Origin of the sequence: Limnobacter sp. CACIAM 66H1 (genome assembly GCF_001601825.1) — a bacterium.
Classification (GTDB): domain Bacteria; phylum Pseudomonadota; class Gammaproteobacteria; order Burkholderiales; family Burkholderiaceae_B; genus Limnobacter.
On the sequence record NZ_LUJK01000031.1, the window covers coordinates 1 to 22,770 of the forward strand.

At 51.8% G+C, this 22,770-nt stretch carries 20 protein-coding genes and 1 tRNA gene; 19 read left to right on the forward strand and 2 right to left on the reverse strand.

Annotation, left to right across the window (positions count from 1 at the left end):
* From A0129_RS10050 to A0129_RS10140, 19 genes are all read left to right on the forward strand, one after another.
* Positions 1-690 (forward strand): MFS transporter (locus A0129_RS10050; RefSeq protein ID WP_291714637.1); only part of this gene is annotated, 690 nt, incomplete at its 5' end.
* Positions 691-780: 90 nt separating this feature from the next.
* Complete coding sequence (locus tag A0129_RS10055) at positions 781-1,614, forward strand: M48 family metallopeptidase (protein ID WP_275271624.1); 834 nt, start codon at positions 781-783, stop codon at positions 1,612-1,614.
* Positions 1,615-1,773: 159 nt separating this feature from the next.
* Positions 1,774-3,174, forward strand: a complete 1,401-nt coding sequence (leuC, locus tag A0129_RS10060) for a 3-isopropylmalate dehydratase large subunit (protein ID WP_291714639.1) — start codon at positions 1,774-1,776, stop codon at positions 3,172-3,174.
* 18 nt (positions 3,175-3,192) lie between these two features.
* The gene (locus A0129_RS10065; RefSeq protein WP_291714641.1) at positions 3,193-3,330 is read left to right on the forward strand and encodes an entericidin A/B family lipoprotein; all 138 of its coding nucleotides are present in this window, start codon (positions 3,193-3,195) and stop codon (positions 3,328-3,330) included.
* 91 nt (positions 3,331-3,421) lie between these two features.
* Positions 3,422-4,063, forward strand: coding sequence for a 3-isopropylmalate dehydratase small subunit (leuD, locus tag A0129_RS10070; RefSeq protein WP_291714642.1), 642 nt, complete (start codon positions 3,422-3,424; stop codon positions 4,061-4,063).
* Positions 4,064-4,087: 24 nt separating this feature from the next.
* Positions 4,088-5,179, forward strand: coding sequence for a 3-isopropylmalate dehydrogenase (gene leuB / locus A0129_RS10075; protein WP_291714645.1), 1,092 nt, complete (start codon positions 4,088-4,090; stop codon positions 5,177-5,179).
* Positions 5,180-5,229: 50 nt separating this feature from the next.
* Positions 5,230-6,351 carry an aspartate-semialdehyde dehydrogenase gene (gene asd, locus A0129_RS10080; RefSeq protein WP_291714681.1) on the forward strand — a complete coding sequence of 374 codons (1,122 nt, stop codon included), beginning with the start codon at positions 5,230-5,232 and terminating at the stop codon, positions 6,349-6,351.
* Positions 6,352-6,414: 63 nt separating this feature from the next.
* Positions 6,415-8,625 (forward strand): FimV/HubP family polar landmark protein, encoded by a 2,211-nt coding sequence (locus tag A0129_RS10085; protein ID WP_291714647.1) that lies wholly within the window; start codon positions 6,415-6,417, stop codon positions 8,623-8,625.
* Positions 8,626-9,390: a tRNA pseudouridine(38-40) synthase TruA gene (gene truA / locus A0129_RS10090; RefSeq protein WP_291714649.1), complete on the forward strand. Its 765-nt coding sequence runs from the start codon at positions 8,626-8,628 to the stop codon at positions 9,388-9,390.
* A complete protein-coding gene (locus A0129_RS10095) occupies positions 9,387-10,022 on the forward strand; it encodes a phosphoribosylanthranilate isomerase (RefSeq protein WP_291714650.1) in 636 nt (211 codons plus the stop codon). The genes truA and A0129_RS10095 overlap by 4 nt, the downstream gene beginning before the upstream one ends.
* Positions 10,023-10,045: 23 nt before the next feature.
* Entirely contained in the window at positions 10,046-11,299 is a 1,254-nt protein-coding gene (gene trpB / locus A0129_RS10100; RefSeq protein ID WP_291714652.1) for a tryptophan synthase subunit beta, read from the forward strand.
* Positions 11,300-11,314: 15 nt separating this feature from the next.
* A complete protein-coding gene (gene trpA / locus A0129_RS10105) occupies positions 11,315-12,130 on the forward strand; it encodes a tryptophan synthase subunit alpha (RefSeq protein WP_291714654.1) in 816 nt (271 codons plus the stop codon).
* A gap of 33 nt (positions 12,131-12,163) precedes the next feature.
* Positions 12,164-13,042, forward strand: a complete 879-nt coding sequence (accD, locus tag A0129_RS10110; RefSeq protein WP_291714656.1) for an acetyl-CoA carboxylase, carboxyltransferase subunit beta — start codon at positions 12,164-12,166, stop codon at positions 13,040-13,042.
* A 36-nt stretch (positions 13,043-13,078) separates the two neighbouring features.
* Positions 13,079-14,485 carry a bifunctional tetrahydrofolate synthase/dihydrofolate synthase gene (gene folC, locus A0129_RS10115; protein ID WP_291714658.1) on the forward strand — a complete coding sequence of 469 codons (1,407 nt, stop codon included), beginning with the start codon at positions 13,079-13,081 and terminating at the stop codon, positions 14,483-14,485.
* Positions 14,486-14,502: 17 nt separating this feature from the next.
* Complete coding sequence (locus tag A0129_RS10120) at positions 14,503-15,222, forward strand: SPOR domain-containing protein (RefSeq protein ID WP_291714660.1); 720 nt, start codon at positions 14,503-14,505, stop codon at positions 15,220-15,222.
* On the forward strand, positions 15,219-15,710 hold the full coding sequence (locus A0129_RS10125) for a CvpA family protein (protein ID WP_008248980.1): 492 nt from the start codon (positions 15,219-15,221) through the stop codon (positions 15,708-15,710). Before A0129_RS10120 ends, A0129_RS10125 begins: the two co-directional genes overlap by 4 nt.
* A 9-nt stretch (positions 15,711-15,719) precedes the next feature.
* Positions 15,720-17,234 (forward strand): amidophosphoribosyltransferase, encoded by a 1,515-nt coding sequence (gene purF, locus A0129_RS10130; RefSeq protein WP_105028964.1) that lies wholly within the window; start codon positions 15,720-15,722, stop codon positions 17,232-17,234.
* A gap of 146 nt (positions 17,235-17,380) precedes the next feature.
* Entirely contained in the window at positions 17,381-18,637 is a 1,257-nt protein-coding gene (locus A0129_RS10135; RefSeq protein WP_291714662.1) for an aspartate kinase, read from the forward strand.
* A 111-nt stretch (positions 18,638-18,748) separates the two neighbouring features.
* Positions 18,749-18,839 (forward strand) — tRNA-Ser (locus A0129_RS10140).
* A 35-nt stretch (positions 18,840-18,874) separates the two neighbouring features.
* Here the strand turns inward: A0129_RS10140 and A0129_RS10145 are convergent.
* Positions 18,875-19,807, reverse strand: coding sequence for a diacylglycerol kinase family protein (locus A0129_RS10145; RefSeq protein WP_291714663.1), 933 nt, complete (start codon positions 19,805-19,807; stop codon positions 18,875-18,877).
* Positions 19,808-19,881: 74 nt separating this feature from the next.
* A complete protein-coding gene (locus A0129_RS10150) occupies positions 19,882-22,680 on the reverse strand; it encodes a PAS domain-containing protein (RefSeq protein ID WP_291714665.1) in 2,799 nt (932 codons plus the stop codon).
* Positions 22,681-22,770 lie beyond the last annotated feature (90 nt).

A 22,770-nucleotide genomic window follows, 5' to 3' on the forward strand; every position in this document is an offset into this window, starting at 1 on the left:
TTGCTGCTGGGGTTTGTCGCAGCCTTGAAATTCACGCCTGATTCTCCTCGGGTGACCGGCACGGAAAGTTCAATCCTGTTCACTGGCAGTGGCTTCAAGCGCCTGTTGTTGCCAGGTCCCATGCCACTTTTCTGGTTGGCCGCTTTTTTCATGATTTTTGCGCATGGGGTTTTCTACGCGTTTTTCTCCCTTTACCTGCTCGAATTCAACTATTCGGAAATGAGTATTGGTGGCCTTTGGGCATTTGGTGTGATGTGTGAAGTGGTATTTTTTGCCCTTCAAACTCGCTTCTTCAAGCGCTTTTCCCTGAATACCTGGCTTTGCGTCAGCTTCGCTGCTTGTGCTTTCCGGTTTGCCCTCACTGCCGCATTTCCCGAGTACGGTTGGATGATGATTTTCGCACAGGGTTTGCATGCTTTGACTTTCGCAGCGCATCACACTGCCACCATTTCCTGGTTGCGAGAGAACTTGCCGGTTAAGTTGGTGGTGCGTGGCCAGGCGATGTATGCCACGATCGCATACGGGCTTGGTGGATCGGCAGGTACATTTTTGGGCCGTTTCGCGTGGGAGTGGGGTGGGCCCGCCAGTGCATTTGCCATGGCGTCAATTAGCGGTTTGCTGGCCCTGATTCTTGGCTGGCGTTTTACGATTGCCAGCAGACGGGCACCTTCCGCACTTTTGTCAGGATAAACTGTCTTAGAAGCGCAGTTGATGTCAACTTTGCAGCAATGTTTGCCGTTTCTACGGAACGGTTTTACTGAAAATTACAGGTGAAGAACGATGGTATTTTCTGGACTGAAGCGACGCACCACTTTAACGCTGACGCTTGCGTTTTCAACGGGTGTGTTAGCCGCATGTTTAACCACTCAGACTACCTCTGGCGGAGCGGTTGGGGTTGACCGATCCCAGTTTGTGCTTGTCTCCTCTGCGGAAGTGGATGCTGCCGCTGCCAAGGGATATGCCGACGTCATTGCCAAGGCCCAAAAAGAAGGCAAGTTGAATCAGGATGCCAAGCAGGTGGCCCGGGTACGTGCCATCGCCAATCGCTTGATCCCCCAGACTGCTGCTTTTCGTCCTGATGCCCCCCAGTGGAAATGGGAGGTCAATGTGATTGAGTCTGATCAACTCAATGCCTGGTGTATGGCTGGCGGAAAAATCGCGTTTTATTCGGCTTTGATTGAAAAACTGGCGCTGACTGATGATGAAATCGCGGCCATCATGGGGCATGAAATTGCGCATGCTTTGCGGGAACACAGCCGTGAACGAATTTCGCAGCAACTCGCCACGAGTGTTGGGCTGGATCTGGCTTCGGCTGTTTTCGGCTTGTCGCGTGGTGCATCTGATCTTGCCGGCATGGCCGCCAATGTGGCAATTTCACTGCCTTATAGTCGCTCTCACGAAGTGGAGTCGGACCGAATTGGTGTGGAACTGGCCGCGCGCGCCGGGTACAACCCACGCGCCGCAATCAGCGTCTGGCAAAAGATGAGTCGGGCTGGCGGTGGTTCGCCTCCAGAGTTGTTGTCCACGCACCCGTCACCCGAGAACCGAATTCAGGATCTCGAGGTTTACTCCGCCAGAGTTCAGCCTTTGTATGAACAGGCAAAGAAGCGCTGAGTATTAAGGCGTGGCTTGATTTTGAGGCACAGCCCTGCCTGCGGGGCTGCAAGCCCTGTGCCGGCTGTGGCATAATAAGGGGTTATTCTCCACGCAATTTGCTGGTCAATCTGGTGGAATAAACCACTGGATGAGTCAGCCCGAAGCAGGTCTTTGAAAATGGCTAAAACTCTTTACGACAAACTCTGGGAAAGTCATGTGGTGCGCACCGAAGAAGATGGCACCTCACTGATTTACATCGACCGCCATTTGCTGCATGAAGTCACCAGCCCCCAGGCCTTTGAAGGTTTGGAGTTGGCAGGTCGTGATTTGTGGCGTAACAGTGCCAATCTGGCCGTGGTGGACCACAATGTACCCACCACCGACCGCTCCAAGGGGATTGCAGACCCCACCTCGCGCTTGCAGGTGGAAACTCTGGATAAAAATGCAAAAGCCCACGGTTTGACTTATTTCGACATCAAAGACTTGCGTCAAGGTATCGTACATGTGATCGGGCCCGAACAGGGCGCAACCTTGCCCGGCATGACGGTGGTCTGCGGTGATTCACACACCAGCACACACGGTGCAATCGGTGCGCTTGCATTTGGTATCGGTACCTCTGAAGTTGAACACGTCATGGCCACCCAGTGTTTGCTGATGAAGAAAGCCAAAAACATGCTGGTTCGCGTTGAGGGCACTTTGGGTAAGGGTGTGTCTGCGAAAGACGTGATTTTGGCCATTATCGGCAAAATCGGTACTGCTGGCGGCACGGGCTACGCCATAGAATTTGCTGGATCCGCCATTCGCGGATTGTCTGTTGAAGGTCGCATGACCATGTGCAACATGGCCATCGAGGGCGGTGCACGCTCTGGCATGGTGGCCGTCGACGAAAAAACAATCGAATACGTGAAAGGACGTCCCTTTAGTCCGAAAGGCGAGATGTGGGATGCCGCTGTGGCCTATTGGAAAACCTTGCATTCGGACGAGGGGGCGCATTTTGACCAAGTGGTTGAATTGCGTGCGGAAGACATTCAACCCCAGGTGAGTTGGGGTACCTCTCCGGAAATGGTTACTGATGTTCATGGTGTGGTACCTGATCCTGCCTCAGTGACTGACCCTGTAAAACGTCAGGGTTATGAACGCGCTTTGCAGTACATGGGCTTGAAGCCTTTGCAGAAAATCGAAGACATCAGTGTCGACACTGTATTCATTGGATCATGTACCAATTCTCGAATTGAAGACCTGCGCGATGCTGCTGCGGTGGTGAAGGGCAGGAGAAAAGCAGAATCGGTCAAATTGGCATTGGTTGTACCTGGTTCAGGTTTGGTCAAGGCTCAGGCTGAAAAGGAAGGTTTGGATAAAATTTTCCTCGAAGCGGGGTTTGAGTGGAGAGAGCCCGGCTGCTCGATGTGTCTGGCCATGAATGCGGACCGTTTGGGCAGCGGTGAGCGTTGCGCTTCCACCAGCAACCGAAATTTTGAAGGACGTCAAGGTGCGGGCGGCCGTACACACCTTGTCAGCCCGGCCATGGCGGCTGCGGCTGCGATTGCAGGCCATTTCACTGATTCCAGAACCTTTTAGAACAAGGGAGTGTTTGATATGAAGATCGTTTCCGTATTTCTGCTTGCTTTGTCAGCCATTTCATTGTCGGCTTGCAACACCATTGAAGGCATGGGCAAAGACATCAAGGCGGGTGGCGCGGCCATTGAACGCACTGCAGACGAAAACAAAAGGTAATTTTTACTGGCATTTCTAGGCTGTGCGAGCGGGTAATGTCCTGCTCGCATGGTCTGGGCTCCGGATCAGCCGGAATATTCACGGATTAACTATGGACAAATTTGTAACCCACACTGGTATCGCCGTTGCGCTGAACCGCGCCAATGTGGACACCGACGCCATTATTCCCAAGCAGTTTTTGAAAAGCATCAAACGCACTGGTTTTGGTGAGCATCTGTTCGATGGTTGGCGGTATCTGGACGAAGGCGAGCCTGGCATGGATTGCAGCAAGCGCCCGTTGAACCCAGATTTCGAGCTCAACAAGCCTGAGTTCAAAGGCGGCACTGTGTTGGTAGCCGGCCCAAATTTTGGGTGTGGCTCCTCCCGGGAGCACGCCCCTTGGGCGCTTCAGCAGTATGGCTTCAAGGCGGTGATTTCCAGCAGTTTTGCTGATATTTTCTTCAATAACTGCTTTAAGAATGGTTTCCTACCTATTGTTTTAAAAGAAGAAGAGTTGAAGGAAATTTTTGCGGCAATTGATGCAAAACCTGGTATAGAGATCACGGTGAGTCTCGAGCACCAAACGGTGAGCATTGACGGAAAAAGCTATGGCTTCAACGTGGACGCTTTCCGCAAGCACTGCCTGATGAATGGCTTTGACGATATCGGTCTGACTTTGCAGCATCGCGATGAAATTACAGCTTTTGAGAAAAATCGCCTGGCCAATCAACCTTGGCTTGCAAATACTATCTAACCAGAAAACAAACCGAGAACACGAATGACTTTAAAGATTGCCGTAATGCCCGGTGACGGCATTGGCCCGGAAATTACCGCGCAGGCCGTGAAAGTGCTTGAGGCACTGAAAACAGACGGTTTGAATGTTGAGTTTGAACATGCCTTGATTGGTGGTATAGCCTACCGTGAAAAAGGCGTGCCTTTGCCGGAAGAGACCGTGGCCCTGGCCAAGGCGTCGGATGCTGTGTTGTTTGGTGCGGTGGGTGATTTTTCTCTTGACACCCTGCCACGTCACCTTCGTCCCGAGCAAGCTATTTTGGGCATTCGCAAAGCCCTGAACCTGTTTGCCAACTTTCGCCCTGCCATGGTGTACGAGGAACTCGCTGATGCATCCACACTTCGTCCTGAAGTGGTAGCGGGACTGGATATTCTGATTGTTCGTGAATTGACTGGCGACATTTACTTCGGAACGCCGCGAGGCAACCGCATTGCTGAAGATGGTCCATTCAAAGGCGAGCGCGAGGCATTTGACACCATGCGGTACGCCGAAACCGAAATTCGCCGTATCGCCCACGTGGCCTTTCAGGCGGCTCAAAAGCGTGGCGGCAAGCTGTGTTCAGTGGACAAAGCCAACGTGCTTGAAACTACCCAGTTTTGGCGCGATATAGTGACTGAGGTTGGCAAAGAATACAGCGATGTTGAATTAAGCCACATGTATGTCGACAACTGTGCAATGCAGTTGTTGAAAAACCCCAAGCAGTTTGACGTCATCGTGACGGGTAACCTGTTCGGTGATATTTTGTCGGATGAAGCATCCATGTTGACAGGCTCAATTGGCATGTTGCCTTCGGCTTCGCTGAATGAATCCAACTTTGGTTTGTATGAGCCTATTCATGGTTCTGCGCCCGACATCGCCGGCAAAGATTTGGCCAATCCGATGGCAACCGTGCTTTCTGCTGCCATGATGCTGCGCTATACATTTGGGCTAGAGGATTATGCAAACCGTATTGAAAATGCGGTCAAGGCTGTGTTGGCTTCCGGACCGCGCACAGGCGATATCTGGCGCGAAGGAAAGGAGCGAACTGGTACCTCTGGCATGGGAGATGCAATTGTGGCAGCCCTCGCCAAGCAGTGATGGGGCGTAATCGCGGTTTAAGAATTTAAAAGTACTGGAGTTTTTTTATGTTGAAAGTTGGTTTGGTTGGATGGCGTGGCATGGTGGGTTCCGTGCTGATGCAACGCATGCAGGAAGAGAATGATTTCGCGCATTTCGAGCCGATTTTCTTCTCGACTTCCAATGCGGGCGGCAAGGCGCCGGCTTTTGCTGGCAATGCGGGCCCATTGCAAGATGCCAATGACATTGACGCCTTGAAGCAAATGGATGTTGTACTGACTTGTCAGGGCGGCGATTACACCAACGACGTGTTTCCCAAGTTGCGCGAAGCTGGCTGGAATGGTTACTGGATTGATGCGGCGTCAAGCCTGCGCATGAAAGACGACGCCATCATCATTCTTGATCCCGTCAACATGAATGTCATCAAGGATGGTCTCACCAAGGGTATCAAGAATTACGTGGGCGGCAATTGCACCGTATCGCTGATGTTGATGGCTTTGGGCGGTTTGTTTCAGAACAATCAAGTGGAGTGGATCACGTCAATGACTTACCAGGCTGCCTCTGGCGCTGGTGCACAAAACATGCGTGAACTGATTTCGCAAATGGGCAGCATTCATGGTTCGGTTAAAGACTTGTTGGCCGATCCAGCATCCGCCATTCTGGAAATTGACCGCAAGGTGGCTCAGCACATCAATTCTGATTCATACCCAACGGACAATTTTGGCGTGCCACTTGGCGGAAGCCTCATTCCTTGGATTGACAAGGACCTGGGCAATGGCCAATCCAAAGAAGAATGGAAGGGTGGCGCAGAAACCAACAAGATTCTGGGTAAGCCAGCCATGGGAACACCTGGTTGCGTGCCAGTGGATGGTTTGTGCGTGCGCGTCGGTGCCATGCGTTGTCACTCACAGGCTTTGACCATCAAGTTGAAGCAAGACATCCCATTGAACGAGATCAACGACATGCTTGCCAAGGCCAATGATTGGGTTAAAGTGGTGCCCAACGAGCGTGATGCATCTATGCGCGATTTGACGCCTGCGGCTGTCACAGGCCGCATGCATGTGCCGGTTGGTCGACTCCGCAAAATGGCTATGGGTGGCGACTACCTTAGCGCCTTTACCGTAGGTGATCAGCTGTTGTGGGGTGCTGCAGAACCTTTGCGCCGCATGCTGCGTATCTTGATTGAACGCTGAGCTGCATCAATTTTGATCCCAAAAGGCTGCCGAAGGTGGCTTGAACATTCATGGAGTAAACGGGTGAGGCATACCAACAAAAAGATTCTGCCCTTTGTTTTTGCATCAGGTTTGTTGGCAAGTTCCTTCGCGCAGGCAGCACAGCTGGGTAAGCTCGAAGTGCTCTCCGGAGCGGGTGAACCGTTTCTGGCGCAAATTCAGGTTGATCTGGTGTTGCCAGAGGAACGTGCGTCCCTGCAGGCCAAGCTTGCCTCGGCTGAGGCTTTCAAAGCCGCTCGGCTAAGCATGGACCCGAATCTGCAGAATCTCCAGTTTGCTGTGCAAGACGGTCCTCAGCCTGGTACGGCATTGGTCAAAATTACGTCGGCCCAGCATCTGCCCGCAGGTTTCATTGACACTCTGGTCGAATTGACCTGGGCAGGTGGCAGGGTAGCTCGTGAATATACCCTGACTGTGCCAGTTGGAGTGGCCCAAGCGGCTGAGCCTGCAACAAGCCTTCCTGAAATTCGACCCCCGATGACACCACCTGCGGTAGCACCCAAGGCCCCAGCGGTATCCGGGCCACCTGTAGCCTCCAAAGCACCCGCAGCTTCAGAATCCGTGGCGCCTGAAGGTACTTTGAATGTGGAGCGTGGCGATACTCTGTCGGAGTTGGCTTTGCAGCTGGTGGGTGACGGTGTGTCGTTGAACCAGGCGATGGCTGCAATTTACGAGGCCAACAAGGCCTCGTTTATTAATGGCAGCGTGCATCTGATTCGTGAGGGCGCCCAAATTCAGGTTCCCAATCGTGCGTCGCTGCGAGCCCGCAATGCCAATGAGGCTTTGCTGATTCTTGCTCAAAATGACGATCGGAATGTGTACTCCACTTACGCTCGCCAAATTGGTTTGCTGACCGTTGAAAATCAAGTGGCGACCTCAGGCTCGACTAGTACACAGGGTAGCATTGCGCCGCAAGAGCAAGCATCCAAGACAAATGCTGCTGCTCCCGCGGATCGATTGCAAATTGCGCCTGGTGCAGCCCAAGGTGCAAGTAATGCCGATGCAAACGCAGAAGAGTTGGTTGCAAAGAACAAGGCACTGGCCGAGGCGAACGAACGAATTGCATTGCTCGAGAAGAACGTCAGCGATTTGCAGCGTTTGCTCGATATGCAAAAAGACCTGGGCAGCGAGCCTGCCGCACCTGAGGCTGATGGCTCGGAACTGGGGACTGATGCCACCACTGAACCAGCGGCTGTTGAAGTACCCTCGGAGACATTGGCTGAGAATGGTGCCGATGAGCCTGCTGCGGAACCGCAGGTGACCGGCGAGCCCGCTGGTAGCGATGGCGGCGTACAGGCACCAGTGGAGCAGGCCCCGGCAGAAGAGCAGCCTTTTGACTGGTTGCCCTGGATTTTGGCAGGTGCAGGTGGTTTGGTTGTATTGGTGTTGTTGTTGATTGTCCGTGCGCGCAAGAACAAAGCCAAAAATGAGGAGGATGAGCTCGAGGCCGAGGACGATTCTTCTTTCAGTGAAGTGAATGATTTTGATGAAGCCATCGCGGCAGCAAGTGCGGGAATCGCAGCGGAGCGTTCCAACAGCCTGAATAAGGCTGAAAATTCTGACTTTGATCTGGATGAAGTGCTGAATGATCGGTTGAAGCAGGCTGACCTGGATGAAGCAACGCAACTTCGTGCAGCCCCTGTGGAAGTGGACGATAAGCCAGCCGTGGCTGATGACATTCCTGAATTGAATGACGCTTCAGAGGAAGCACTACAACACAAGGAATCACTGGACAGCGAAGTCACACTGGATTTTCCTGAGGAAGAGTCTAATGAATCCAAGTCGGGTTCGATTCTTGATGATCTGGACGAAATCGAAAAAGGCACCTTGGCGGCCCAGGAAGAGTTGGATGAGTTGCGCAAAAAACCCCTGGCTCAGCATGACGTGAATTCGAGTGAGATAGATGCTGCATTTGACGACTTAATTGGCGATGAGACCACCGGTGAAAAAGCGCTTGACTTGAAAGAGGGCGCAGAGAAAGCCAGCGATGAGGTGCTGGATGCAGTTCCTGAAGAGGCATTTGACAAAGCGCTTGTTGATCTGGATGTGGATGTACCGAACCCCAAAGTGGACGATGCCACCTGGCAGGAAGTCGCCACCAAGCTGGACTTGGCGGGCGCTTACGTTGAAATCGGCGATGCAGATGGTGCCAAAGAGTTGTTGAACGAAATCGTGAAAAAAGGCGACGTGGATCAGGTTCGCAAGGCCAAAGCGCTTTTGGCCACGTTGAGCTAAATGAACAGAGTGGCCTTGGGCCTGTGTTATGACGGTCATGAGTTTGAGGGTTGGCAAACTCAACGGCATGGTCGAACTGTCCAGGATCATTTGACCAAGGCTATTGAGGCTATTGCCCAGGAACCGGTTGTCCTGACATGTGCGGGCCGAACGGACACTGGTGTACATGCTCGCCAACAGGTTGTGCATTTTGATACAGCAGCAGACAGGCCGCTGACGGCCTGGGTCAAAGGCGTTAACAACAGTTTGCCACCCACCATTTCAGTGCTCGGTGCCAAACAGGTTGATGCAAGTTTTCATGCACGTTTCAGTGCGATATCAAGAACTTATCGTTACTATTTTTACAGTGCTCCTGTTAGGGATCCATTTAAACGGTTTATGACATGGGTGCATTACCCGCTTGATTTGGCCGCCATGCGCCGTGCAGCGGAATGTTTGTTGGGCACACATGATTTCAGTGCGTTTCGCGCCTCGCAATGCCAGGCTGCAAGCCCTGTGCGCACTCTGTATGCGCTCAATCTGATTGAAGCCTGTGACCACTGTTACTTTGAAATTCATGGCAATGCATTTTTGCACCACATGGTAAGAAACCTGATGGGTAGCCTGATGGAAGTGGGCCAGCACAGACAAGCCGAAAGCTGGTTAAGGGATGTGCTTGAATCCAGAAACAGAAGCCTGGCGGCAAAAACCTACCCCGCGCAGGGTTTAAGCTTGTGGAATATTGAATACTCCGAGCAATACGGAATACAGGAATTGTTTTCATGAGAACCCGAATCAAGTTGTGCGGCTTTAAAACCGAAGACACGGTGCGTGCGGCCACTTGGGCTGGGGCTGACGCAGTGGGTTTTGTGCTTTATCCGCCTTCACCACGTCACATTGAGGTGGCGCAGGCAGGGCAGCTTGCGCGTTGTCTGGGTGCGTGGCAAACCCCGGTTGCCTTGTTTGTCAATCCGCAGGCTGATTTCGTCAATTCTGTCATTTCAGAAATTCCCAATGTGCTGTTGCAGTTTCATGGCGATGAAAGTCCACAGTTTTGCGACAGTTTCAGGCGCCCCTACATCAAAGCCATTCGTATGAAGGCTGGTGTTGACTTGCGACAGGAGGGTGTTCGGTTTCATTCTGCGCAGGCGCTTCTTGTCGATTCATGGAGCGAGGCGTATGGTGGAACAGGGCATACTTTTGATTGGTCTTTGCTGCCCAAAGCGGGTGAATTGAAGCAGGCTTTGGTATTATCCGGGGGGTTGGATGCAAGCAATGTGGAACAGGCCATTCATGGCTTGCGACCCTATGGCGTCGATGTGTCCAGCGGGATTGAGTCAGCGCGAGGCGTAAAGAGCATCGAAAAAATTGAAATGTTCTGCAAAGCGGTCCAGAAAGCCGATGCAGGGCTGTTGTAAGTGAACCCAGATTGAGCAGCATCATGAACAAACCCTATGAATTTCCAGACGCCACCGGTCATTTCGGCCCCTATGGCGGAACTTTTGTGTCTGAAACCCTGGTTCATGCCCTGGAAGAACTGAAAAGTGTCTATGCGCATTATCAAAACGACCCCGAATTTTTGGCAGAGTTTGAAAGTGAACTGAAACATTTTGTGGGTCGCCCCAGTCCCATTTATCACGCCAAGCGGTGGTCTGATTTGGTCGGTGGGGCACAAATTTACTTCAAGCGGGAAGACTTGAACCACACTGGCGCGCACAAAGTAAACAATTGCATCGGGCAAGCCATGTTGGCAAAGCGCATGGGTAAACCCCGTGTAATTGCGGAAACAGGCGCTGGCCAGCACGGCGTGGCTACGGCCACTGTGGCTGCGCGTTACGGGATGAAGTGTGTGGTGTACATGGGTCAGGAAGATGTGGCCCGGCAAGCACAAAACGTATTCCGCATGAAACTGTTGGGTGCTGAGGTTATTCCGGTCACCTCTGGCTCCAGAACCCTCAAAGATGCCCTGAACGAAGCCATGCGCGACTGGGTGACGAACGTGGAAGACACGTTTTACATCATTGGCACCGTCGCGGGCCCACACCCATACCCCATGTTGGTTCGCGACTTCCAAAGCGTAATTGGTCGCGAATGTATTCAGCAAATGCCGACCATGGTGGGCAAGCAGCCAGATTATGTGCTGGCCTGTGTAGGTGGCGGATCAAACGCCATGGGTATTTTCCATCCATATTTGAACGTGGATGGCGTGAAGCTGGTGGGCGTGGAAGCTGCGGGCGAGGGTATTGAAACTGGCAAGCATGCTGCATCGCTGAGCGCTGGCACGCCGGGCGTGTTGCATGGTAACCGTACCTACCTGTTGCAAAGCGATGATGGTCAGATTATTGAAACCCATTCGGTTTCCGCGGGTCTGGATTATCCCGGCGTTGGCCCCGAGCATGCGTGGCTGAAGGATTCTGGCCGGGCCGAATACGTGGGCATTACCGATGCTGAAGCGCTTGAAGCCTTCCACCAGTGCTGCCGCATTGAGGGCATCATCCCTGCGCTGGAAAGCAGCCATGCCTTGGCCCATGCCGCGAAGCTGGCCAAAACCCTGCCCAAAGACAAAGTGATTCTGGTAAACCTGTCGGGCCGTGGTGACAAGGATATGCACACCGTGGCGCGCCTGAGTGGCGCCGAGTTTTATTGCCACCCCGATTGCAAAACAGGTGCAGAAATGGCCTGCAACAAGAAATAAATTTCTATTAAAACCATGTCAAGAATCAAAGCAGTATTTGCAAAATTGAAAGAAGAGGGTCGCAAGGGCCTGATTCCGTTCGTCACCGGCGGTGACCCCGACCCGGGTCAAACTGTGGCCATGTTGCATGCCTTGGCCAATGCAGGTTCCGATGTCATTGAGTTGGGCGTGCCGTTTTCTGACCCCATGGCCGATGGCCCGGTTATTCAGCGTTCAAGCGAACGTGCGCTTGAAAAGGGAGTGACTTCCCGCAAAATTCTGGATTATGTCGCTGAGTTTCGTCAGACCAACCAACACACTCCAATCGTGCTCATGGGGTATGCCAACCCCATCGAACGCATGGGTGTTGAAAAGTATGTCGCCGAGGCAAAAAAGGCGGGTGTGGATGGTGTATTGGTGGTGGATTACCCGCCCGAGGAGTCACTTGAGTTTTCCAAATACCTGCTTGCCGCTGAACTGGATCCTATATTTTTGCTGGCACCTACCTCTTCCGATGAGCGCATTGAAAAAGTGGCAAAGGCAGCCAGCGGTTATGTGTATTACGTGTCGCTGAAAGGCGTGACTGGTGCGCAAAACCTGAATGCTGCGGAAGTCAGTTCCAAGTTGCCCACCATTCGCAAATTCACTGACGTGCCCGTGGGCGTCGGTTTTGGTATTCGCGATGCCGAGTCGGCATGCCGTGTCGCACAATCCGCAGATGCGGTGGTGATTGGCTCTGCATTGATTCAATTTTTAGAAGCAGGTAGCCCACAAGAGGCCGCCGCTTTGGCGGGCAAGTTTATTGCCCCGATTCGTGCTGCGCTGGATGCGCAATTTGGCACGACACAATAACTTCCAAAAGAAATCCTCAGCAAGGGAAAGTGTATGAGTTGGTTTGACAAAATTATTCCACCGCGCATTTCCTCAAAGACACCCGGCGACGCAGCCAAGAAAAGCGTTCCTGAAGGTATTTGGGCGAAATGCAAGAGCTGTGATGCAGTGCTCTATCAAAATGATTTGGTGAGCAATGCCATGGTTTGCCCCTCGTGCACCTATCACATGCGCATCGGGTCTCGCGAGCGCCTGAATTTGTTGTTCGACAATGATGAGCGCATTGAAATTGGGCAGGAAGTGCTGCCCATGGATACTTTGAAATTCAAAGACAGCAAAAGTTACACTGCACGTTTGAATGAAGCCAAAGAGGCCACTGGTGAAACCGATGCCTTGGTGGTTCAGAAAGGTGTGATGAACGGAATTGAGGTGGTCATTGCCTGCTTTGAATTTGAGTTCATGGGGGGGTCAATGGGCTCTGTCGTGGGCGAGCGTTTTTGTCGCGGCGTGCAGGCGGCGCTTGACGCCAATGTTCCGTTTATCAGCATTGCGGCCTCTGGCGGCGCTCGCATGCAGGAAGGCTTGGGTTCGCTGATGCAAATGGCAAAAACCTCGGCCATGCTGGCCAAGTTGAGTCAGGCCAAGCTTCCCTATATTTCTGTGCTGACCGACCCTACGATGGGCGGCGTTTCTGCGAGTTTCGCTTTTCTGGGCGATGTGGTGGTTGCAGAGCCCAAAGCCTTGATTGGTTTTGCCGGCCCACGAGTGATCGAACAAACTGTTCGTCAAACCTTGCCTGAAGGTTTTCAGCGTGCCGAGTTTTTGATGGAAAAGGGTGCGGTGGATTGCATTGTAGATCGCCGTGAAATGAAGAAAACCCTGACCAGCCTTCTGGCGCTGTTGATGAAAAAACAGATTGACCAGCCGGCTTGAAACCGAGCGGCCTGAAAACTAGCAGCCTGAATACTTATGAACCAAGCAGTACCCCAACCAAACCCTTCCAAACCGATGAAGCCAGCCGCCAATGCGGCATTGAATGAGTGGCTGGCTTATCTGGAGTCGATTCACAGCAAACCAATTGATATGGGTCTGGACCGCTTGAAAGTGGTTCAGAAACACATGAGTTTTGCCTTAAATGGCGTGGTGTTTACAGTAGCGGGTACGAATGGCAAGGGGTCAACCTGCGCCATGCTGGAAAGCATTCTGATTCAGGCGGGCTACAAGGTGGGCATGTACACCTCGCCGCATCTGATCCGCTTTACTGAACGCGCCCGCATCAATGGTGCCGAGGTGGAGGAGCCGGAGCTGATTTCCGCCTTCGAACAGGTGGAACAGGCCCGCATCGCAACGGGTGTTTCCCTGACTTATTTTGAGTTCACCACGCTGGCAGTGGCCTTGGTGTTCTCTCGTCTAGATCTGGATGCCGTTATTCTGGAAGTGGGCTTGGGTGGCCGATTGGACGCGGTCAATATTTTTGACACCGACTGCGCGATTTGCACCAGCGTCGATCTTGATCATCAAGCCTTTCTTGGGCCCGACCGGGAAAGCATTGGCCGCGAGAAGGCGGGTATATTCCGAGCAGGCAAGCCCGCCATTGTAGGCGACCCCAAACCGCCACAAAGCGTGATCGACCATGCCAATTCAATTGGTGCCGATTTGTGGCTGTTTGCGCGCGACTACAACTACAGTGGCGACAAGCAGCAATGGGCCTACGGCGGGCGTACCATGCGCCGTGCTGCACTCGCATACCCGGCTTTGCGGGGCACCAACCAATTGTTGAATGCCTCAGCAGCGTTGGCTGCGCTGGAATCTGTGCGGGATCGTTTGCCTGTGCCAGCACAATCGATTCGGCAGGGTTTTCTCTTGGTGGAGTGGCCAGGGCGTTTTCAAGTGCTGCCGGGTCAACCCACGGTGGTTCTGGACGTTGGACACAATCCCCATGCTGCCGCGCACTTGCGTGAAAGCCTCGACAACATGGGTTTTTTTCCATATACCCATTGCATTTTCGGCATGCTGGCGGACAAGGACGCTGTAGAAGTGGTCAAGGCCCTGAAAGACCGTGTAGACCATTGGCACTTGGTGCCGCTTGAAGGTGACCGGGGGCGCAGCACCGCCCAGTTGAAGCAGCAGCTTGAACTGGCCGGTGTAGATGCTGGGGCTTTTGACTGGGTTGGTAATTCCCAGGCACTGGCCAAAGGTGGTATTGCAAAGCAGCCGCCAGAAAAAAGTGTGCAGAGCTACGAGAGTGTGGGTCAAGCGTACGCGGTGGTCACTTCTGCAGTGCCGCCCAATGATAGAATTCTGGTTTTTGGATCCTTCCTGGTCGTGGCACAAGCCATGCAAGCCAAAGAAGCGCTTCGAAAACGTCCCGGTTAATTTTTTCAGGAGTGCAGGTGAGTTCAAATTCGCGTTCTACTGCCAGGAACAAAGTCAACAACGATCCAGTTGATGAGTTGAAACGCAGGTCCAGAAGGCGGTTGGTGGGCTCCATCGCACTTTTTCTGGCCGCTATCATTGTGGTTCCCGCTTTGGTGGAAAACGAACCTTCCCAGACCAGCAGTGATATTGAGCTGGTCGTTCCTGATCGTCCATCTGCTGAAATTCCGACACAGGCTCCAGTACCCTCAGAATCCCCAACAATTGAAGCGTCAAGGTCTACCCAGGAGCAGGCTGTCGCCACCGCACCAGTTGCGCCTCCAGTAGAACCACCACCGCTGGTTTCCGAACCTGCGCCTGAACCCAAGGTTGAACCCAGGCCCGAGATTAAGCCTGCCCCAAAAGCTGAAATCAAACCAGACATCAAGCAAGAAGCCAAACCTGAACCCAAGGTTGAGCCTAAGACTGAACCCAAGATTGAAGACCCAATTGCGGCATTTGCCAAGGCAGAGGTGTATTGGGTTCAGGTTGCTGCGGTCAGTGACAAGGCTCGCGCCGACGCATTGAGCAAAGAATTGAGCGGCAAGGGTTTCCCTGCGAAGGTGGAGTCTACCAGCTCTGGCAATGGCACGGTATTCAGGGTGAGAGTCGGGCCAATTTCAGGCCAGACCAAGGCCGATGAAACCAAAGCCAAGCTGGCCGCGGCAGGTTACTCGTCGGGGAGAGTAGTGCAGTGACGATATTCGATTACATCGTCATTGCCGTGGTGGTGCTGTCGGTCATTCTGGGTTTGTTCCGCGGCATGGTTAAGGAAGTACTGTCGCTGGCCAACTGGGTGTTGGCCTTCTGGGTGGCCAATCGTTATGGCGCAGACCTGGCGGTTTACATGGACTGGGCCGAATCGCTCAGTCCACCGATGAAGGCCCTGATAGGTTGCGCCGCTGCATTTTTCGCAACCATGTTGGTGGGTGCGATTCTGATTTCACTGCTGGGCAAAATTGTTGCCGCAGCAGGTTTGGGTTTTGCGGACCGTGGCTTGGGTGCCACGTTCGGCTTCGCGCGTGGTTTATTTATTGTGTTGGTGCTGGTAACTGGGGCAGGTTTTACTTCGCTTCCGGAACAGCCATTTTGGCGAAATGCCATGTTGTCCCCTTTGGCCGTGGATGCGATGAGAGAGATCAAGCCGCATTTGCCCGAAAGTGTGGCCAAATGGGTGCGCTACTAGGAGCTTTCAATGTGCGGGATTGTCGGTATTGCCGGTTTTTCTCCTGTTAATCAAATTCTCTACGACAGCCTGTTGTTGTTGCAACACCGTGGCCAGGATGCTGCAGGCATTGCCACGGCACACAGCAATTCGTTTTCAATGTCCAAGGGCAACGGATTGGTTCGCGACGTGTTTCGCACACGCAATATGCGTTCATTGCCCGGCAATATGGGCATTGGCCATGTGCGTTACCCCACAGCCGGCTCGGCTGCCAGTTCAGATGAAGCGCAACCTTTCTACGTGAATGCGCCTTATGGCTTGGTGTTGGCCCACAACGGCAACCTCACGAATAGCGAGCGTTTGAAGGCTGAATTGTTCAAGAATGATCGCCGCCACATCAACACCAATTCAGATTCCGAGGTGTTGCTCAACGTGTTGGCCCACGAGCTGCAATCCAATGCCTCAGGCTATTCGCTTGACCCGGTCACCATTTTCCGCGCGGTGGCGGGCGTGCATGCGCGTGCACGCGGTGCGTATGCTTGCGTGGCTCAAATTGCAGGCTACGGTTTGCTGGCATTCCGTGACCCCTTTGGTATTCGCCCACTTGCCTTGGGCAAGGCTGAAACCGAGCAGGGCACCGAGTACATGTTTGCGTCAGAATCGGTGGCTTTGGTGGGTATGGGCTTTGAATTTGTGCGTGACATTGATCCAGGTGAGGCCGTGTTTGTCGATCTCGACGGTAAGCTTCACGCCCAGCAATGTGCGGAGAAATCGTCGCTGAACCCCTGTATTTTCGAGTATGTCTATTTGGCTCGTCCTGATTCAGTGATGGATGGCATCAGCGTGTATGAAGCCCGCGTGAAAATGGGTGAATACTTGGCTGACCAAATTCGCAAGGGTATGCCAGCTGGCGAAATTGATGTGGTCATGCCCATTCCTGATTCCAGCCGCCCGGCTGCGCTGGAGTTGGCGAACCAATTGGGCGTGCCTTACCGTGAGGGTTTTATCAAGAACCGTTACATTGGTCGCACCTTTATTATGCCCGGACAAGCCGTGCGTAAAAAAAGCGTTCGCCAAAAGCTCAATGCCATTTCTGTTGAATTCAAAGGCAAAACAGTGCTGTTGGTGGACGACTCCATCGTGCGCGGCACCACGAGCCGGGAAATTGTCCAAATGGCTCGTGAGGCAGGTGCCAAAAAAGTAATTTTTGCATCGGCTGCGCCACCGGTGCGTTTTCCGAACGTGTACGGCATTGACATGCCCACGCGCGATGAGCTGATTGCCTCAGGTCGCACTGACGACGAAATTTGCGCTGAAATCGGTGCAGATGCGCTGTTCTATCAAGACATTGCTGACATGAAACGCGCTGTGCGTGACTTGAATCCAAAAATCCAAACTTTCGATGCCAGCTGTTTTGATGGTTCGTACATCACCGGTGATGTCACCACTGAATACCTGGATCGCCTGGAATACATGCGCAAGCACCCTGAGGTATTGGAATCGGGTGGTTTGCAAATGAATTTGGGGTATTCGGCGAACCAGTAAGCGAGGGTTCACAATCGCTGACTTTTGACCAAGCGGAATTCATGCTTTTGTCAGTTTTAAGTCAGCGCTTGGGGTAAAATGTTCAACTGATTGATTTAAAAGCGCGAAATGGTTCGCGCTTTTTATTTGTGCAGGGCGATCTGACTATGTCACTGATAGTACATAAATACGGTGGCACCTCCATGGGGTCCACAGAACGTATCAAGAATGTAGCCAAGCGTGTCGCCAAATGGCATCGCGCGGGCTATCAAATGGTGGTGGTGCCATCGGCCATGTCGGGCGAAACCAACCGACTAATCGGCTTGGCCAAGGAAATTCAGGCTGAGCCTGATCCCCGTGAACTCGATATGCTGTGTTGCACAGGTGAGCAGGCATCCGTGGCTTTGTTGGCCATGGCGTTGAAGGCTGAAGGCCTGGATGCAATCAGTTTTTCGGGATGGCAGGTACCCATTAAGACTGACAGCAGCTACACCAAAGCACGTATTGAGTCGATTGATGACACTCGAGTGAAAGCTGAATTGAACGCCGGCAAAGTGGTGATCATCACCGGTTTTCAGGGCATTGATGAGGCGGGGAACCAAACGACGCTGGGCCGTGGTGGTTCCGATACTTCTGCTGTGGCAATCGCCGCAGCAATGGGTGCAGCTGAGTGCCTCATTTATACCGATGTAGACGGTGTGTATACCACTGACCCTCGCGTGGTGCCCGAGGCACGCCGCATGCGCGTTGTGAGTTTTGAAGAAATGCTGGAAATGGCCTCCTTGGGCTCAAAGGTTCTGCAAATTCGCTCCGTTGAGTTTGCAGGCAAGTACCGCGTGCCTACTCGTGTGCTTTCCAGCTTGACCGACCCAATGATGTCGCTGGACGAAGAAAAAGTGTCTGGCACGCTGATTACTTTTGAGGAAGATGAACATATGGAACAGGCTGTTGTTTCCGGTATCGCTTTCAACCGTGATGAAGCAAAAGTGACCATTCGTGGCGTGCCTGACAAGCCCGGTGTGGCCTATCAAATTTTGGGTCAGGTTGCAGAAGCCAACATCGACGTGGACATGATCATTCAGAACCAGGGTTCGGATGGCACCACCGATTTCACTTTCACCGTACACCGCAACGAATTCAACAAAACCATGGATTTGTTGAAAAACAAGATTCAAGGCAGCGTGGGTGCACGTGAAGTGGCGGGCGACACCAACGTGTGCAAGGTATCGATTGTGGGCATCGGCATGCGTTCACATGTGGGCGTGGCCAGCCTGATGTTCAAAACCTTGTCGGAAGAGGGCATCAACATTCAGATGATTTCTACATCTGAAATCAAGGTGTCGGTGTTGATCGACGACAAGTACATGGAATTGGCAGTTCGTGCCCTACACAAGGCCTTTGGTCTGGAAAAAGAAGCGGCTTGAACTGGAGTTTGGGCTGAGTTTTGAGTGATGGGAATGCGGTGCAATTTGCGTGAAAGCGATTTGCGCCAGCATTCAACATTTTGGCCGAAACCGTGTATAATTCGGCCTTCTGGAGACGTGGCCGAGTGGTCGAAGGCACTCCCCTGCTAAGGGAGCATACCCCAAAAGGGTATCGGAAGTTCGAATCTTCTCGTCTCCGCCAGAATGAAAAAGGGATCCCGCTTGGGATCCCTTTTTTTATTCCATCGCCACAAACTGCACTGCGGGGGCGCTGTTGATTTGAATCGAAGTCAATGGGGCGTGCACATCGCCATCCAGCTGCCAGGCTGTGGGCGAGTCAAATTGAAACTGCATGCTACCAATCGTGCTGCGTTCAACGCCAATACTTTGCGGCATGGCACCAAACCAGATTCGGATCAAATTTAGCACCAGTGGCAGTTTGTTCGGCACACCGGCAATCAGGCACATGTCTTGTTTGGCTTTGTTGCCACCACTGGTAGACACACGAAACCGCAACGGCAAGCACTGAATACTGAGCGCCAGGCAGGCCTGCCATGCAAACCTCTGCGGTGGTGCACTGTCGCGAGCTTGCTGCCCATTGACCGTAGAGAACAGGTTTTCTACGAAGGTACTGCGTCGAATAATTCCCCACGCTATTTTGGTCAACAGTTTTGCAGCCGCAATTGGACCACTGCCCATGCTGTAGTAAGCATGCATGAAGTTCACGGTGACACCAAACCCAAATACAAAACCATATTGTTGACTGGAGGTTTTGATGGGATACCGCGGCGAGCAGTGCAGGTGGAAGTTGGCCTGATTTTCAACCAACCACCCCAGGGCTTTGAGAGGTGACGTTTTGGGATACACATCCCACGCGATCATGTTCATGGTGCCCGCGTGCAAGGGGAAAATGGCAGGTATCGCATGGTCGCCCCACACTTTGGCTGCAGCGCCCAGTACCGCTGAAACCGTGCCGTCGCCACCAAAGGGGACAATGACCGAGGGTGGGGTGTCTTTGTAGGACAAAAGCGCCTGCTCCAGTTCTGAGGCATTTTGAGTCAATGCCACATGCCCGGCATTGCCCAAGATGCGGTGAATTTCCGCAAGACTGCCACTTGAGTTGCGTGTTTTGAGATACCCGGCTTTGGGGTTTGCAATGACAAGAATCACGATAATTGAGTTATTGAATAAAGTTATTAATTTGGCCTGTCAATTTCAATCACAACTCAATGTCGTTAAACGTGTTAAATGTTGACAGGTTCTTGATGATTCCCAGGATCGAGTCTGGGAAAGTACAGCTCCACGCAGGTTCCCTTGTTGGGACTGGAATGGATCTTGATGTACCCCTTAGATTGCTTGACGAATCCAAATACCATACTAAGTCCCAAACCGCTTCCCTTGCCAATTTCCTTGGTTGTGAAAAAAGGTTCAAATGCACGGTTCAAGATTTCTGGTGTCATTCCGTGTCCAGTGTCCTCAATTGCGATCATTACAAAATGACCAGCTGGCAAAATCTCTTTGGCGTGAGTCTGTATCGTTTCGATGTTGATGTTTGATGCGCGAATACGAAGTTGGCCCGACCCTTTTATTGCGTCTCTACTATTTATCACCAAATTGAGCAGAGCCACTTCAAGTTGCCCGGGATCAACTGCGATTGTCCATAAATCCTTGGTTTCCGGTATCTTAATCTCAATTGTCTCGGGCAAAATGCGGCGAAATAGGTTTAACGAACTCTGTACAAGTTCCCCAGCGTTAACAATCCTTGGTTGTAAGGGTTGGCGCCTTGCGAAGGACAAGAGGCGACTTGTGAGTTCTGCACCCCTTTCAGCGGCTTTACCCGTCATCTCGGCAAGTGATCGAAGCTGTGGATTATCGTGTAGCTGGTGAGCCAGTGTTTCTGAATTGCCCATGATGACGGTGAGCAGATTGTTAAAATCATGGGCTACCCCACCCGTCAGTTGACCCATGGCCTCGAGTTTTTGTGATTCTCGCAGCTTGTCTTCCAGCTCCCGAGTTTCTGTTTGGTCCAGCATGCTCCCAAGCATCCTGACAGCTTTGCCCTGCTCATTGCGTATTATGAATCCCCGGTCGTGAACATGCGCGTAACGCCCGTCTGCCTTACGAAATCTATATTCTTCAGTCCAGTTGCTCTCTCGACTTCCAATCACTTGGTGGATGCTGTCAAGTACTCGGTGAAAATCGTCCGGATGTATTCGATTACTCCACGATTCAGGCCCAGGTTCCAGTCCTTCAGTATTTAGCCCGAAGACCCTACTCACAGAGTCATTCCACCACACCATTTCATTTTCCAGGTCCCAATCCCAAATAACATCGTTGGTGGCTTTCGAAACCAGTAAGAATCTCTCTTGCATTTGCTTGGCGGCAGCTTCTTGCCGATATTCGTTCGTTATATCTTTGAAGTAAACAGCCAAGCCTTCAGTTACCGAATAGCAGCTAACATCAAACCACCCATCTAGAGGCGCATAATAGTATTTGATGCTAAATCGCCGTTTTTCATGAATGGCGTGTTGAAGAAGTCCATGGATTTCCGAGTTTGCTGCTTCGGGAAATTCCTCCCATAGATTTTTACCGATAAGCTCTTGTCGGTTGCGACGCAATAAGCGCTCTGATTTTAAATTTAGGTAAAGAAACTCAAACTGATGAGAGACGATGAAGAATGCGTCACTCATATTTTCAAGCGTTGACAAAAGTTTTTGTTCCAAGTCTGAGGTACGTTTTTTTTCGAGCAGTAATTCAGTAATGTCCTGAAGTAAGCCAACTATTTTGGGTCTGCCAAATTTATTGTGTTTCTCGCCGGTACCTTTTATCTGACTGATTGAACCATCCCGGCGCAATATCCGGTGTTGAAAGGTAAAACGATGATCTGTTGATATGGTTGGATCGTTAAAAATTCGGAGAACTTCTAGGCGATCTTCTGGGTGAATCTGATTCAGATATTCCTCTAATGTAGAGGTCTTCAGGATGGTTTCAAAACCCGGAGATTTTTCAGCTCGGCTGTCACGCCAGGTAATTTGACTCGTTTGAAGATCTATCTCCCATGAAAGCACGTTCGGCATGCTATCCGCAGAGCGAAGTAAGATTTCTTGCTCTTGCATATTTGACAAAGTCGCTCTCACTTCATGGAAACGGACCAGCACCTCTTGCAACAGGTCGTCGGTTCTGTCAGGCGCAAATTGTTCAAACGAGCGATCCTCCAATAAGGCCGTTACATCCTCAATACGATGAATGATGTAGGTGAGTTCATTTAATGAATTATTGACGGGTGAGTTAATTACGCTCCAGTAACGCTTTTCATATTTCCCGCTGGGTGTTTGTATTGCGTAGCGTTGTATTCCCATGACGTCTGTCGTCTTGAGACTTTCAACTCTTTTCAAAGAGCCAAGCAACGTTTTCGCTCCATCCGCGGTTGGATCATTGGGGTCCTCACGAAATTTAGTAAACAGACTTTGCCCAATCAATTGGGCTCTGTTAGTTTGAGTGGAGGTTAGGTAATCGTTGCTGGCCGCAACAATCTCATAACTGCCAGGTTTTAGCACCATGAATTTGCCCGGGATGGCATCAAACACTCGCTTTAGCTCATCTTCTGCTAACTTCGACTTCTCTTTGAGGCGCTGATTCTGTAGTTCAAGATTCTTTCTTTGGATGCGGATCTTGAAACTTTCCGTCACGTCAAGAATAGTGGCCAGTACATGCACTGCAGCACTGTAGATGCATGGTTGCCAGTGAAATTGGACTTTAATTCGTGTTTGATCGGATCTGATTAAAGTCCAGGTCGAGGTGAAGGGGGTGTGCGTATTGAATTGCTTGAGCGTAGTTAATAATGCCTCTCGTTCCTCGTCAGGTCTCAGGGACACAATATTCGATCCGATCAGTTTCCCGTTCTGTACACCCAGTAAGTGTTCAGCCGCGTGGTTGCACCATTTGATTTGAAGGGTTTCGAGCTCAAAAATCCACATCGCTTGAGGCAAAAAAAGAATTGCCTCAAGAGCAGAATGATCCAGATTAATGCCTCTCAGTGTCATGTTTTTTGCTGAGCCCAAGAGTCGCTAGCATTTCAATTAACCACTACTGAATATTGTCGCACAAGCAATAATCACAGTTATTTTTTTCTT